The sequence below is a fragment of the Sphingomonas sp. LR60 genome (assembly GCF_036855935.1).
In the GTDB taxonomy this organism is placed as follows: domain Bacteria; phylum Pseudomonadota; class Alphaproteobacteria; order Sphingomonadales; family Sphingomonadaceae; genus Sphingomonas.
Genome location: NZ_JASPFK010000001.1, coordinates 743,559 through 758,971 on the forward strand (window position 1 = coordinate 743,559; position 15,413 = coordinate 758,971).

General features: G+C 68.0%; 7 protein-coding genes. 2 read left to right on the plus strand and 5 right to left on the minus strand.

Annotated features, from left to right (window positions below):
• Positions 1-49: 49 nt before the first annotated feature.
• The 5 genes from QP166_RS03465 to QP166_RS03485 form a co-directional block, all read right to left on the minus strand.
• Positions 50-1,639 (minus strand): efflux transporter outer membrane subunit, encoded by a 1,590-nt coding sequence (locus tag QP166_RS03465; RefSeq protein ID WP_333917247.1) that lies wholly within the window; start codon positions 1,637-1,639, stop codon positions 50-52.
• Positions 1,639-4,944, minus strand: a complete 3,306-nt coding sequence (locus QP166_RS03470) for an efflux RND transporter permease subunit (RefSeq protein WP_333914646.1) — start codon at positions 4,942-4,944, stop codon at positions 1,639-1,641. Before QP166_RS03470 ends, QP166_RS03465 begins: the two co-directional genes overlap by 1 nt.
• Before the next feature lie 44 nt (positions 4,945-4,988).
• Positions 4,989-6,170, minus strand: a complete 1,182-nt coding sequence (locus QP166_RS03475) for an efflux RND transporter periplasmic adaptor subunit (RefSeq protein WP_443027239.1) — start codon at positions 6,168-6,170, stop codon at positions 4,989-4,991.
• A gap of 110 nt (positions 6,171-6,280) precedes the next feature.
• On the minus strand, positions 6,281-7,048 hold the full coding sequence (locus QP166_RS03480; RefSeq protein WP_333914647.1) for an enoyl-CoA hydratase/isomerase family protein: 768 nt from the start codon (positions 7,046-7,048) through the stop codon (positions 6,281-6,283).
• Entirely contained in the window at positions 7,045-8,211 is a 1,167-nt protein-coding gene (locus QP166_RS03485) for an acyl-CoA dehydrogenase family protein (protein WP_333914648.1), read from the minus strand. The genes QP166_RS03480 and QP166_RS03485 overlap by 4 nt, the downstream gene beginning before the upstream one ends.
• 293 nt (positions 8,212-8,504) lie before the next feature.
• Between QP166_RS03485 and QP166_RS03490 the strand changes: the two genes are divergently transcribed.
• Both QP166_RS03490 and QP166_RS03495 read left to right on the plus strand, forming a co-directional pair.
• Positions 8,505-10,709 carry an autotransporter assembly complex protein TamA gene (locus tag QP166_RS03490; RefSeq protein WP_333914649.1) on the plus strand — a complete coding sequence of 735 codons (2,205 nt, stop codon included), beginning with the start codon at positions 8,505-8,507 and terminating at the stop codon, positions 10,707-10,709.
• Positions 10,709-14,938, plus strand: a complete 4,230-nt coding sequence (locus QP166_RS03495; protein WP_333914650.1) for a translocation/assembly module TamB domain-containing protein — start codon at positions 10,709-10,711, stop codon at positions 14,936-14,938. Before QP166_RS03490 ends, QP166_RS03495 begins: the two co-directional genes overlap by 1 nt.
• Positions 14,939-15,413 lie beyond the last annotated feature (475 nt).

Consider the following 15,413-nt stretch of genomic DNA (forward strand, 5'->3'; position numbering starts at 1 on the left):
GGCCGGATCAGGACGCCCCGGATTGCGTCGCTACGCTCGCAATGACGACCTAAGGTGTAGTTGGTCCGACCGGCTGACCCACCGGTCGCGGTCCCTGATCGGTCACGTCCAGCAGCGAGTCCCCGCCGAGCGTGCGGTACAAGGTGACCAGATTGGTCGCGCGCACCAATTGCGTCGCCACCAGCGTCCGTTGCGCCGAATACAATTGCCGCTGCGCATCGAGCGATGTCAGATACGTGTCGATCCCGCCGCGATAGCGCGCGTTGGTCAGGTTCAGCGTGTCGACCGCCGCGGTGTAGAAACGCTGATTGGCGGCGAGTTGTTCGGTGATCGTCCCACGTCGCGCCAGCGCGTCGGACACTTCACGCAAGGCGCTCTGGATCGTCTGCTCGTAACTGGCGAGTGCCGCGTCGCGCTGCGCCACGCTGTAATCGACGTTCGCGCGTCCCGCGCCGGCGCGGAAGATCGGGTAGCTGGCGTTGGGCGCCACCGACCAGTTGAACGCATCGCCTGAGAACAAGGTACGCAGCGCGGTGCTCGCAAAGCCGACCAGCCCGGTCAGCGAAATCCGCGGGAATAGCGCAGCGCGCGCCGCACCGATCTCGGCATTGAAGGCGCGCAGCGAATATTCCGCCTGTACCACATCGGGACGGCGGAGCAGCACGCCCGAATCGATCCCGGCGGGCAGTTCGCCGATCGTCTGCGCGGCCTGCTCGATCCCCGCCGGTAGCTGCGCCGCGTCGATCGGCGCGCCGACCAGCAGTTGCAGCGCGTTGACGTCCTGCGCCAGCAACGTGCGCTGCTCGGCGAGATCGGCCTCGGCGGTCGCGAGGATCTGTTCGGCCTGGCGCACGTCGGTGCGGGGCGACACGCCGCCCTGGCGCCGCGCATCGGTCAACCGCACGCTGGCGCGCGCCGCGACCGCGGTCTGCTCGGCGACGGTCAGCAGGCTCTTGTCGGCGGCATAGCTGAGCCACGCGCTCGCGATATCGCCGATCAGCGTCAGCCGCGTCGCGCGTGCCGCCGCCTCCTGCGCGAAGTAGCGCGACAGCGCCGCACCGGTCAGCGAACGGACCCGCCCGAACAGGTCGATCTCGAACGCGGTGACGCCGAGCTGCGCCTGGAAGGTGCTGTTCGATCCGGAGACGATCGTCGTCCCGCCGGTGCCGGTGCCCGTACCCGTACCGCCAGTGCCGGTGCCCCCGGTTCCGGTCCCGCCGGTTCCCGTGCCACCCGTCCCTGTGCCGCCCGTGCCCGCGCCGGTCCCGCCGGTGTTGATCCCGGTGTTCACCCCGGACCGGCTGCTCTGGCGATAGCTATAGGCACCCGTCGCGTTGAGCTGTGGGAACAGGTCGGCGCGCTGGATGCGATATTGCGCGCGGGTCGCCTCGATATTGGCGACCGCGATCCGCAAGTCGCGGTTGTTGACCAGCGCCTGATCGATCAGCGCCTGCAACCGCACGTCGCGGAAGACATCGCGATAGGTGACGCTGGGCAGCGCCGCCTCGCTCTGGCGCAGATAGGCGTCACCGACCGGCCATGACGTCGGCACCGGCGGGGTGGGGCGGACATAGGTGGGTGCGAGCGAGCAGCCCGCGAGCGCGGCGGAGGCGCAAAGCGCGGCGATCAGGCGAGTCATCATGCCCCTTCCGGCGCGGGCAGCGCGGGCTTGTCGATCGGGCGCGGCAATTGCTTGGGCGCGTCGGGTGCCGCGTGGCCACCACGGTCGTGCGGACCGTCGTCGTCCGGGCCGGCATCGGGGCTGGGATCGGCACCGCGTCGCAGCCCCTTCCAACCATCGCGGAAGCCACGCCGCACCAGCACGAAGAACAATGGGATGTAGAAGATCGCCAGCACCGTTGCGGTGATCATTCCGCCGATCACCGACGTGCCGATCGCGATCCGGCTGTTCGCGCCCGCGCCGGTCGAGATCGCCAGCGGCAGCACGCCGAAGATGAAGGCGAGACTGGTCATCAGGATCGGGCGCAGACGGATCCGTGCGGCATCCAGCGCGGCGTCGATCACGCGCTTGCCCTTTTTCTCCTCCTGCTCGGCAAATTCGATCATCAGGATCGCGTTCTTCGCCGCGAGCCCCATCGTCGTCAGCAATCCGATCTGCAGATAGACGTCGTTGACCAGCCCACGCAGCGTCGTGAACAGGATCGCACCGATCAGCCCGAGCGGGATCACGAGCAGCACCGCGAACGGGATCGACCAGCTTTCGTACAGCGCGGCGAGGCATAGGAAGACGACGAGGATCGACAGCCCGTACAGCAACGGCGCCTGACCTGACGACAGCCGCTCCTGGAACGACAGACCCGCCCAGGACACGCTGGTGCCCGGCACTTGCCCCGCCAGTTCCTCGATCCGCGCCATCGCGTCGCCCGAGCTCTTGCCCTCGGCCGCCGCACCCTGGAATTCGTAGGACGGAATGCCGTTGAAGCGCGACAGCGTCACCGGCGCCTGGCTCCAGCCGATCTGCGAGAAAGCCGCGAACGGCACCATCTGCCCGTTCGATCCGCGCACGAACCATTGATTGAGGTCGGTCGGCGCGGCGCGATACGGCGCATCGCCCTGCACGAAGACACGCTTGACGCGTCCGCGGTCGACAAAGTCGTTGACGTAGCGGCCACCCCAGGCGGTCGACAGCGTGGTGTTGACATCGGCCTGCGTCAGACCGAGCGCGGCGAGCTTCTGCTGGTCGATGTCGATCTTCAGCGTCGGCGTATCGGGCAATTCGGTCAGCCGCACCGACGCGAGCACAGGATCGGCGTTGGCGGCGGCGAGCAACTTGTCCTTGGCCGCGCCGAATTGCTCCTGCGTCAGCCCGCCGGAATTCTGCAATTCCATCGTGAAGCCGTTCGACTGGCCCAGACCGCGCACCGCCGGTGGCACCAGCGCGAACACGCGCGCATCGCGCAGGCCGCGGAACGCCGCCGAGGCGCGCGCGACGATCGCATCGGCGGTATTCTCCTTGCCCTTGCGATCGTCCCACGGCGCGAGGTTGACGAAGCCCTGGCCGGTGTTCTGGCCGCTCGCACCGCCGCCGCCACCGCCGCTGACCGTGAACATCGCGCGGACGTTCTTGCCTTCGCTGGTGGCGAGATAATCCTCGACCTTGTGCTGCACATCCTCGGTACGCGAACGGGTGGCGCCGGCGGGCAGCTGGAATTGCACCAGCGCCGATCCCTGATCCTCGGTGGGCAGGAAGCCGGTCGGCATCCGCAGGAACAGCACCGCCAGCAAAGCGACCGTCAGCAGATAGATCAGCAGGAACAACGCCTTGCGGTCGATCACGCGGCGCACGCCCGCGACGTAGCGCGCCACTCCGCGATCGAAGGTGTTGTTGAAGCCATCGCGGGCGCGCTCAAGCCCGTGCGCGACGCGCGGGAACTTGCGGCCGATCCAGCTTTCCTCGATCGGGTCGCCGTGCTGGTCGTGCGTCTGCTTGAGCAAGGTCGCGGTCAGCGCGGGCGACAGGATGACGGCGACCAGCACCGACAGCACCATCGCCGAGACGATCGTCAGCGAGAACTGCCGATAGATCACACCGGTGGACCCGCCGAAGAACGCCATCGGCATGAACACCGCCGACAGCACCAGCGCGATCGCGACCAGGGCGACCGTAATCTCCTTCATCGACTCGATCGTCGCTTCGCGCGGGGTCATGCCGGGGTTTTCCTCCAGCAGTCGCTCGACGTTTTCGACGACGACGATCGCGTCATCGACCAGCAGGCCGATTGCGAGCACCAGCCCGAACAGGGTCAGCGTGTTGATCGAGAAGCCCGCGACATAGAAGACCGCGAACGTGCCCAGCAGCACCACCGGCACCGCGATCGCCGGCACCAGGGTCGCGCGCCAGCTTTGCAGGAACACGAACATGACGATGACGACGAGGATGATCGCCTCGATCAGCGTCTTGACCACTTCCTCGATCGACAGCTTGATGAAGTCGGTCGTGTCGTTGGCGAAGGCATAGGTAAGCCCGGCCGGGAACGCCTTCGACGCCTGCTCCACCTGCGCCTTGACCAGTTCGGCGGTCTTGAGCGCGTCGGCACCGGGCGCCAGCAGCACGGCGATGCCCGCACCGGGGTGGCGGTTGACGCGGCTGAACGCATTGTAGCTTTCCGCGCCCAGTTCGATCCGGCCGATATCGGCGAGGCGGACCGTGCCGCCGTCCTGCTCGGTCTTCAGGATGATCTTGGCGAACTGGTCGGGGGTCTGGAGCCGCGATTGCGCGGTGACGACCGCGTTGAGCATCTGCGTCGCGGGGCTCGGCTGCCCGCCGATCTCGCCCGCCGCGACTTCGGTATTCTGGTTCTGAATCGCGGTGATGACGTCGCCCGGCATCAACTGGTAGCTGTTGAGCTTGGCGGGATCGAGCCAGATGCGCATCGCATATTGCGAGCCGAACACGTTGGTGTCGCCGACGCCCTTGGTACGGCCGAGCGGGTCCTGCAGGTTGCTGACCAGATAGTCCGAGACGTCCTGATTGGTCAGCTTGTCGGTGGTGTCATAGACGCCGACGATCAACAGGAAGTCGGGGTTCGACTTGCGGACCACCAAACCCTGTTGCTGGACCTGCTGCGGCAGGCGGCTCAGCGATTGCTGGACCTGGTTCTGGACCTGCACCTGCGCGATGTCGGGATCGGTGCCCTTGTCGAACGTGGCGGTGATCGTCACCGACCCGCGGCTGGACGAACTCGACTGGAAATACAGCAGTCCGTCGATGCCGGTCAGTTGCTGCTCGATGACCTGCGTGACGCTGTTCTGGATCGTCTGTGCGTTCGCGCCGGGGAAGGTGGCGCGGATCGAGACCTGTGGCGGCGCGACGTCGGGATATTGCGCGATCGGCAGCGACAGGATCGCGCCGACCCCGGCCAGCATGACGATGATGGCCAGCACCCATGCGAAGATGGGGCGGTCGATAAAGATGCGGGACATGCCGGCTTAGCCCGCCTTGCCTTGACCGCCACCGGATTGTTTCTTCATTTCCTCAGGGAAGGCGCCTTCACCGGTTGCGGCGCATTGGCGGGCACCGCGCGGATCTGTGCGCCGGGACGCAGGTTGGCGAGGCCCTGCGTGATGATCTTCTCGCCGGGCTTCAGCCCGTCGGTGACCACCCAATAGGCGCCCTGCGTGCGATCGGCCTTGATGTTGCGCTGTTCTGCCTTGCCGTTCGCACCGACGACGAACAGCGTCGCATTGCCCTTGGCATCGCGGCTGATCGCGGGTTGCGGCACGAGGAAGGCGTTGTTCAGGATCGACTGCGCGAACTCGGCGCGGACGAACATGCCCGGCAGCAGCAGGCCCTGCGGGTTCGCGAACCGCGCGCGCAGCGTCACCGTCCCGGTGCTCGGGTCGACGACGACTTCGGCGAATTCGACCGTCCCCTTGATCCCGTAGTCGCTGCCGTCCTCCAGCTTCAGCGTCACCTCGGCACGCGTCGGGGCGGCGCCGCCCCCGGCCAGCGCGCGGCGCAGCGCGAGCAGGTTGGTGCTCGATTGCTGGATATCGACGAAGATCGGATCGAGCTGCTGGATCGTTGCCAGCGGATCGGCCTGCGTCGCGCTGACCAGGGCGCCGACCGTAAACAGCGACCGCCCGATCCGCCCGGTGATCGGGGCGGGAACGGTGGTGAATCGCAGGTTGACGCGCGCACTGTCGAGCTGCGCGCTGTTCACGCCGATCTGCGCCGACGCCTGCCGCTGCTGCGCGACCGCGTCGGTGTAGTCCTGTGCGCTGATCGCCTCCATCTCGGCGAGCGGCTTGTAGCGATCGGCGCGGATCTTGGCGGCGCTGAAGGTCGCCTGCGCATTGGCGACATTGGCCTGCGCCTGATTGGCGGCAGCGCGGTAGAGCGAGGGGTCGATCTGGTAGAGCGGCTGCCCGCGCTTCACCAGCGCGCCCTCGGTGAAGAAGCGCTTCTGGATCACGCCGGTGATCTGCGGGCGGACCTGCGAGCTTTCGTAGGCGACGGTACGGCCGGGCAGTTCGCTGATCGTCGGCACCGCGGTCGGTTGCACCACGACATAGCCGACCGTCGTTGGTCCGCCGCCGGGGCCGCCTGCGCCGCCTTTGCCCTTCGCCTGTCCGCTGTCGCTGCCACCGCCGCAGGCGGACAAGGCAATTGCCGCCGCAAGGCTCGCCAGCCCGGCCGCGGCGCGCATCCGCCGTACCATCAAACGTTCTGTCACTTTATGCCTTGTCCGACCGCGGGGTTGCCGATGGGCTAAGCGCTATTTGTCGCAAATGTTTCGCACCGGCGAACATTTATTCATCAGCCGCGGCGGAATTGTCCCGGTCGCCGCTCGGCCACCGCGCGCAAACCCTCCTTGAAATCATCGGTTTGCATCAAACGATCCTGCTCGGCGCGCTCATGCTCGGTCCGCTCGCGCACCGCTTCGGCCAGCCCGGTGCGCAGCGTCGCGCGGGTCGCCTCGACCGCGAGCGGCGCATTGGCGGCGATTTCGGCGGCCAGCGCCTGCGCGGCGGTGCGCGAGTCGGCGGCGATCTGGTCGACCAACCCGAAGCGCAGCGCCTCGTCGGCCTTCACCCGCCGCCCGGTCAGCAGCATCAGGCTGGCGTGCTGCTCGCCGATCACGCGCGGCAAGGTCAGGCTGATCCCGAAACCGGCATGGAAGCCGAGCGTCACGAAATTCGCCGAGAACTTCGCCTCGGGTGCGGCGACGCGGAAGTCGGCGACCAGTGCGAGCCCGAGCCCGGCCCCGACCGCCGCACCCTGGACCGCAGCGACGATCGGCTTCTTCGCCGAGAACAGCCGGTAGGCGCCACGATAGAGCGCGGGGGTCTCGCTCTCGCCCTGCTCGTCGACCAGGGGCTTGTCGCCGGTCAGGTCGGCCCCGCCGCAGAACACGCGCCCCTCGGTCGCCAGCACCACCGCGCGCACCTCGGCGTCGGCGTCCAGCTCGTCGAGCACATCGGCCAGCGCATGGATCAGCGCGGCGTTGACGTGGTTGTGCGGCGGGCGGTCGATCACGACGGTCGCGACATGCCCCTCGCGGGTGACGGACAGATGCTGTTTCATGCGCGGGTTCCCAGAAGGTTGCGGGCCACGACCCAATTGTGGATCTCGGTCGGGCCGTCGTAGATCCGCATCAGGCGGATGCGCGCCGCCATCTGCGCCAGCGGCAACTCGCGGGTCATACCCATCGCGCCGAACGCCTGCATGACATGGTCGAGCACCTCCCACGCCATCTCCAGCGCGAAGCTCTTGAGCATCGACACCTCGGTCCGCGCGTCGCGGCCCTGATCGATCTTCCACGCGCAATCATAGGCCATCAATCGTGCGGCATGGATGCGGATCGCGGCATCGGCGACCCAGTTCTGCACCGTTTGCCGCTCGCTCAGCGGCTTGCCGAACGTCGTGCGCTGCGGCGCATAATCGATCAGCATGTCGAGCGCACGCGCGGCCATCCCGATCGCATTCGCCGCCATCTCGGCACGGCGCGTGTTGAGGCGAAGCTGCATCGGCGCGAAGCCTTGCCCCTCGGTCCCGAGCAACTTCCACCCCGGTACGCGGCAATCGTCGAGCGCGACCTCATAGGTGGTCTCGCCGCCGATCATCGGGATCGGGCGCACCACCGAGAAGCCCGGCGCGTCGCGATCGACCAGGAACGCGCTCATCCCGCCACGCTGGCGCTTTTCCTTGTCGGTGACGGCGATGACGATCGTGAAGTCGGCGCGATCGGCCTTGGTGATCCAGATCTTGCGCCCGTTGAGCACCCAATCGTCGCCGTCGCGCACGGCGGTGGTCTTCATGCCCGCCGGATCGGAGCCGGCGCCCGGCTCCGAAATGCCGATCGCCGAGATCGTCTCGCCGCGCACATACGGGGCGAGGTACGCCTCGCGCTGGCGATCGTCGACGGTCGCGGCGAGCATTCGCAGGTTCGGGCTGTCGGGCGGCAGCGTCCACGGCACGATCGTCCGTCCCAGCGCCTCGTTGACCGCGACCATCGCCACCGCGGGCAGGTCGGTCCCGCCGACGTCGGCCGGCGCATCCAGCCCCCACAAGCCCAGTTCGCGCGAGACGCGATCGACATTGCCGCGCTCGTCGGCGGTCAATTCCAGCCCGTGCCCGGTGGCATCGCGCTCCAGCAGGCCGTTCTCCAGCGGCACCAGTTCGTCATCGACGAAGCGCCGCACCAGCTCGGCGATCATGCGGTGATCGTCGTCCAGATCGAAATTCATGCGCTCTCCCAGCGTTCGTTGCTGCCGGTCCTAGGCGGTTGGCGAGACGCGCGCCAGCGGTGTCGAGCAAGCTCCCATCGTCATACCGGACGTGTCCGGCATCCACAGCGCCACGTATCCGCAAGCCTTTGCTCCTGCGGGACACTAGACGCCGGAACGAGTCCAGGGTGACAAGCTGAGTTAGAGCCTCGCCCCGACGTAAAGTGCGCAACCGTTTCGCCGGTGGATCGTTGCCGTGGGACGGGAGATAAGAACCGGATTGCCGGACTCTCCCGCTCAAAGGGGCGTTGTTCTTGGTTTTTTCGGTTCGTCACTCCCGCCTGCTCCTGGCCACCGCCGGGTTCGCGTTGATCGCCGGGCAGGCGCAGGCCCAGATCCAGACGCCGGGCACCGCCCCGGCGCAGGGTCCCGACGCGCCGCGTGACACGCCGCCCGCCGCCGATCCGCAGGGTGATGCCCCGATCGTCCCCGATGCCGAGTTCGACAAGGCGCTGCCCCCGCTGTCGGGCGACATCAATGCGCCGCTGGAGCCGATGCCCGCCGACACCACGGCCCCCGCTACGACGCCCACCGTCGATGCCGCCGCGCAGCAACCGATCACCCCCGGCACCCTGCCGCCACCGCCACCCGTCGACCCCGCGCTCGCCCAGCCGCTCGAACCGCTGTCAACGTTCAACACCGAGCCACTGCGCTCGGTCGCCGACGTCAAGGGCGACGACGCGCCCGACATCCGTTACGCCAGCGAGGTGCGCGGGCTCGATCCACTTGGGCTGACCGACGAGTTCAACTCGCTGTCCGCGCTGCGCGAAGGCAAGGGCAAGGCCGACAATGCCACGCAGGTCGCGGCACGCGGGCGCGAGGACGAGCAACTCGCGGTACGGCTGATGAAGTCGCTCGGCTATTATGACGCGACCGCGATCTCGACGATCGAGACCGTCCCCGGCGGCGACCAGAAGATCAAGGCGATCGTCAGCGCGACACCGGGGCAGCAATACAAGCTCGGCACGATCACCGTGCAGGCGAACGCGACGACCCCGCCCGAGCTGGTCCGCCGCGAACTGCCGCTGCGCACCGGCGACCCGATCGAGGCGCTGCGTGTGCAGGGCGCGGAGGCGAACGTCAGCCTCAAGCTGCCGCAACAGGGCTATCCGTTCGTCAAGGTCGGCGAGCGCGACATCCTGCTCGACGAGCAGACCGCGCGCGGCGACTATACGCTGCCGGTCGACACTGGGCCGCGCTCGTCGTTCGGCGTGCTGCGCACCGAGGGCGAGCCGGTCTTCGACCTCAAGCATCTGAACGTCTTCCCGCGCTTCGATCAGGGCGAGCTTTACGACAATCGCAAGGCCGACGATCTGCGCGAGGCGCTGGTCGCGACCGGGCTGTTCAACGGCGTCGGGGTCGAGCCGGTGCGCACCGGCACGGTCCTGCCCGACGGCACCGAGCAGGTCGACTTGATGGTCCGCCAGAGCCGGGGTCCTGCCAAGAGCCTGTCGGGCGGCGCAGGTTTCCAGACCGGGCAGGGCGTCACGGTCGAGGGCACGTTCACCAACCGGAACCGCTTCCCGCCCGAGGGCGCGCTGATCCTCGGTGCGATCGCGGGCACGCAGCAACAGGGCTTGTCGGCGACCTTCCGCCGCCAGAACGCCGGCAAGCGCGACCGCACCGTGACAGTGGTCGCGAGCGCGCTGCGCGCCAATTACGACGCGTTCGAGGCGTTCACCGGCACGCTGTCGGGTCGGATCTCCTACGATTCGACGCCGATCTGGCAGAAGAAGTTCACCTACGCCTATGGGTTCGAACTGGTCGCGACGAACGAAAGCGTCTTCGACTTCGCCGAGAACGATCGCGTCCGCCGCACCTACGGCGTGCTCGCGCTACCGGGGCAGGTGCAGTTCGACACGTCGGACAATCTGCTCAACCCGACGCGCGGCTATCGCCTGAAGCTGAGCCTCAGCCCCGAAACGTCGGTGCAGGGCTCGGTGCGGCCCTACGGACGCAGCCTTGTCGAGGCGACCGCTTACTATCCCGTCTCCGACAGCCTTGTGATCGCCGGCCGCGTCCGCGCGGGCAGCATCTTCGGCATCGCCCGCGACGACATCGCGCCATCGCGGCGCTATTACGGCGGCGGCGGCGGATCGGTGCGCGGCTATGGCTTCCAGCGGCTTGGGCCGCTCGAACCCGAAAGCTCGCTGGTGCCGGGCGACAAGGACCGCGACGAGGTCAAGGACCTGCGTCCGATCGGCGGGCGCAGCCTCAACGAATTCTCGATCGAGGCGCGCTATCGCTTCGGCAACTTCGGGATCGTGCCGTTCATCGACGGCGGAAACACCTATGAGAGCACCCTGCCGAACGGCAGTGACCTGCGCTTCGGCGCGGGTATCGGTGGGCGCTTCTACACCAATTTCGGCCCGATGCGCGTCGACGTGGCGACGCCGCTCAATCCGCGACCCGGCGATGCCAAGGTCGCGCTCTACATTTCGATCGGGCAGGCGTTCTGATGACTGACGACACGCTGGCGCCGGGCGAGGGCACGACCGTGGTGGAGCGTCGGCCGCTCTGGCTGCGCATCCTGAAGTGGATCGGCATCGCGATCCTCGCGCTGCTGCTGCTGATCGTGGCGATCGTGCTGGGGATCAACACCGACCCCGGCCGGCGTTTCGTTGCGGACCAGATCGGCGGCTACACCACCGCCTCGGGGCTCAACATCAAGGTCGGGCGCGTCGACGGCTCGCTCTATGGCAAGATGCGGCTCAGCGACGTGCGCGTCAGCGATCCGAAGGGCGTGTTCCTCACCTCGCCACGGCTCGATGTCGACTGGCGTCCGTTCGCCTTCGCCAACAACCATGTCGACGTGCGGTCGGTGTCGAGCCAGCTCATCACCTTGCGGCGCAACCCCGAGTTGAAGCCCTCGACCGAGCCGACGGACCCGAACGCGCCACTGCTTCCCGATCTCGATATCGACATCAACCGCTTGCAGGTCGCCCGATTCGTCATGGAGCCGGCGGTGTCGGGCGCGCGGCACATCGCGCGCTTCGACGGGCAGGCGCATATCGCCGACCGCCGCGCACAATTGCAGGTCAATGCGGTCGCGCTGCGTGCGCCCGGCGTGGCAGGCGGCGACGTCGCGCGCGTGAAGATCGACGCGGTGCCCGACGACAATAAGCTCGACGTCGACGTGCGCCTCACCGCCCCGGCAGGCGGCATGGTCGCGCAGCTCGGTGGGCTGAAGGCGCCCTTGATCGCGACGGTCACTGGCCGCGGCAGCTGGGCGTCGTGGCAGGGCCGCGCGCTCGCCACACTCGGCGGCGGGCAGCTCGCCGACCTCGCGCTGACCGCGCGCAACGGCCATTTCGAAGTGCGCGGGCCGACGCGCCCCGGCCTCTATTTAGAAGGTCCGGTCGAGCGGCTGACCGCTCCGGCCTTGCAGGTCGCCGCCGACGTCACGCTCGGCGAGCGCAGCGCGGGCACGCGCATCAAGCTGACGTCGAACGCATTGGCGGTCGATGCGGGCGGGATGCTCGACCTCAAGAACAGCCGCTTCGGCAATTTCGCGGTCGATGCCAAATTGCTGACCCCCGGTGCGATCGCACCGAACGTCCGCGGGCGCGACGTGCTGGCGCGCGTCGTGCTGAACGGCGCGTTCGCGACGCCGACGGTGGACTATAAGGTCCGCGCCACCTCGCTCGGCTTCGGCGAGATGAGCGTCGAGAACCTCTATGCCGAGGGGCTGGCGCGCGTGAACAGCGACCGCATCCTCGTGCCGGTCCATGCCCGTGCCAAGCGGATCGCGGGGCTCAACCCGGCGCTCGGCGGGCTGACCACCAATGCGCGGATTGACGGCGATCTGGCGATCCAGATGCCGAACATCCTGTCGGACAATCTGCGCATCCGCTCTGATACGATCGACGCGACCGCGATCATCGCCGCCAATATGGCGACCGGCCGCTACACCGGCGGCTTGCAGGGACGCGTCAACAACTTCCGCGTCGACAGCGTCGGCATCCTCAACATCCAGACCGATGCCAAATTGGTCCCCGGCGCGCGTGGCGGGTTCGGGATCACCGGCCGCGTCGCGGTGCAGACCAAGCAATTGTTCAACGAGGGCGCCCGCAACTTCCTCGGCGGCAATGCCGTGCTCAGCACGCGCTTCGGCTATTCGCCCGAGGGTGTCGTCACCTTCCAGAGCCTGAAGATGAACGCGCCACAATTCCGCATCACGCGCGGGCAGGGGCGGTTCGATCCGGCGAGCGGCGCGCTGCTGGTGGATGCCGACGCCTATTCGACGCAATACGGCCCGTTGTTCGCGCGCGTCACCGGCTCGGCGACCGCACCGGTCGTGCGGCTGCGTGCGCCGCGGCCGGGAGTCGGGATCGGGCTCGCCAATCTCGACGCGCGCGTCGTCGGACGCGGCGGGTCGTATCAGGTCAATGCGACCGGCGGCACCAATTACGGGCCGTTCACCGCCGACGTGCTGGTGACGCCGGGCAAGCAGCTTGCGGTCGACATCCGGCGCGTGCTGTTCGCGGGCGTCCAGTTCGCGGGCCGTGTCGTCCAGACCGCCGCCGGCCCGTTCGCCGGTCAGGTGCGCTTCAACGGTCAGGGGCTGAACGGCCTCGCGACGCTGGGCGCCGAGGGCAAGTATCAGCGCGCCAGCGTCAACGCGCGCGCCTTGGCGGCGAAGATCCCGGGCGCGGTCGATTTCACGATCGGGCGCGCGCTCATCAACGCCGATATCGTGCTCTACGACAAGCCGCAGGTCCGTGCCGACGCGCAGATCGCCGACATGCGCTATGGCGCGACGGTGATCGAGGCCGGGCGCGTGCGCGTGAACTATGCCAATGGCTCGGGCACCGCGGAGGCGCTGCTGACGGGGTCGAACAGCGTACCGTTCCGCCTCGCCGCCAATGCGCAGCTGTCGCCCTCGCAATATCTGGTCGCGCTGCAAGGTGCGGCCAATGGCGTCAACTTCCGCACCGCTTCCCCGGCCCGCATCGTTCCTGACGGCAAGGGTTACCGCCTCGATCCGGCACGGCTCGACTTCGACAAGGGCTCGATGCGGCTGGCCGGCAAGTTCGGCGGCGGCGCGACCTCGGCGCAGATGCGGCTCGACCGGCTCGACCTCGCCTTGCTCAACGCGCTCGTCCCCAATCTCGGGCTCGGCGGCCAGGCAACCGGCAGCGTCGACTATGTGCAGGAGGCCGGACAGGCGTTCCCGCGCGCCGATGCGCGCATCAACATCGCCAACTTCACCCGCTCCAGCCTGACCTCGGTGTCCGAACCGGTCGACGTCGTCTTCCAGGGCCGACTGACCAGCGCGGCGGGTGAGGGGCGTGCGCTCATCAAGCGCGGCGGCACCCCGGTCGGACGCATGGTCGCGACGCTGACGCCGAGCGGCAGCGGCAGCTGGACGACCCGGCTGATGCAGGGGCCGCTGTCGGGCGGGATCCGCTACAACGGGCCGTCGGGCGTGCTGTTCAGCCTCGCCGGGCTCGCCGAGCAGCAATTGTCGGGGCCGATCGCGATCGCGGCGGACTTCGGCGGAACGGTCGGCGCGCCGCGCATCAACGGCCTGATCCGTGCCGACAATCTGACCTACACGAACGAGACCTATGGCACGCGCCTGACCAACATGCGGATCGGCGCGCGCTTCAACAACGACCGGCTTGAGCTGTCGCAGCTTCAGGCGAAGGCCGGCGACGGCACCGTGCAGGCGCAGGGCAATGTCAGCCTCGCGGCGGCGCAGGGCTTCCCGCTCGACGTGCGGGTGGCGCTGCGCAATGCGCGGCTGGCGAAGTCCGACGCGCTTGGGGCGACCGCGACCGGCGACATCCGCATCCAGAACAATGCGAATGGCGGGTTGATCTCGGGCGACATCCTCGTGCCCAACGCGCGCTACGAGATCATCCGGCAAGGTTCTGCCGAGGTGCCCGAACTGACCGGCATCCGCCGCAAGAGCGATGCGGTGCGGCCGGCGCGTTCGACCGATCGCCCGGCGGCGCCGGCGGTGGGGCTATTCAAGCTCGACCTGCGCGTCCACGCCGACAACCAGTTGTTCGTCTCCGGCATGGGGCTGGAAAGCGAATGGTCGATGGACCTGCGGATCGGCGGCACCAGTGCGGCGCCGACGGTCGGCGGCGGGCTCGATCTGGTGCGCGGCACCTATTCGTTCGCGGGCAAGCGCTTCGACGTGTCGCGCGGGCAGGTACGCTTCCGCGGCGGCGCGGCGCTCACCGATCCGGACATCAACATCCTCGCGACCACCAGCAACGATGGCGTGACGTTCAACATCAACATTACCGGCACCGGGCAGCGTCCGCAGATCGCCTTCACCTCCACCCCGTCGCTGCCGCAGGACGAGGTGCTCAGCCGCCTGCTCTTCGGCACCAACCCGGAGAATCTGTCGGCGACCGAGGCGCTGCAACTCGCCTCCGCGCTCAACTCGCTGCGCGGGTCGGGCGGCGGGCTCAACCCGCTCGGCAAGTTGCGCTCGGCGACCGGGTTCGACCGGCTGCGCATCTTGGGCGCGGACGAGGCGAGTGGCCGCGGTTCTGCCTTGGCGGCAGGTAAGTATCTGACGAACGATATCTATATTGAGATCGTCACCGACGCCCGCGGCTTCACCGCCACCCAGCTGACGATCGCGCTGACCAAGTCGATCAGCCTGTTGTCGCAGGCGGGATCGTTCGGCGGATCGAACGTCCAGCTCCGCTACTCACGCGACTGGTAAGGACCGTCTTGGTCGTCCCGGGTCTGACCCGGGACGAGCAGGCTAGTTTGGCCACGCCTCGCCATGGACGAGGATATTCTCGCTGATCAGGGGCCTCTGCAAAAGTCCGGGAAACAGGTCCACCCGAGCGTGTGCTCCTGCGAGCGCAGGAGCCTAGGGCAATGCAGAACGACGCCTGACAGGACGTGAAAGTCAGGGCTCCTGCATTCGCAGGAGCGCGACAAGAACCTCCGCAGAGATTTCGCGTGTCACGCTGATGATTGCTGTCGGGAAACCGCACGCCGGCCACCTGCGACCAGCCGTCCCGCTACTTCATCGGGAGCGATGTGCCCCCTCTATCGCTGGTTCGGCGATCCGGCCGGAGCCGGATCGCCGCTGGAAATTACCAGGGCTTGACGACGAGACCGACGGCAAGCGCGATGATGAAAGCGAGCATGGGTTTCTCTCCCTTATGTGTCCCCCCGAAGGGTGACTT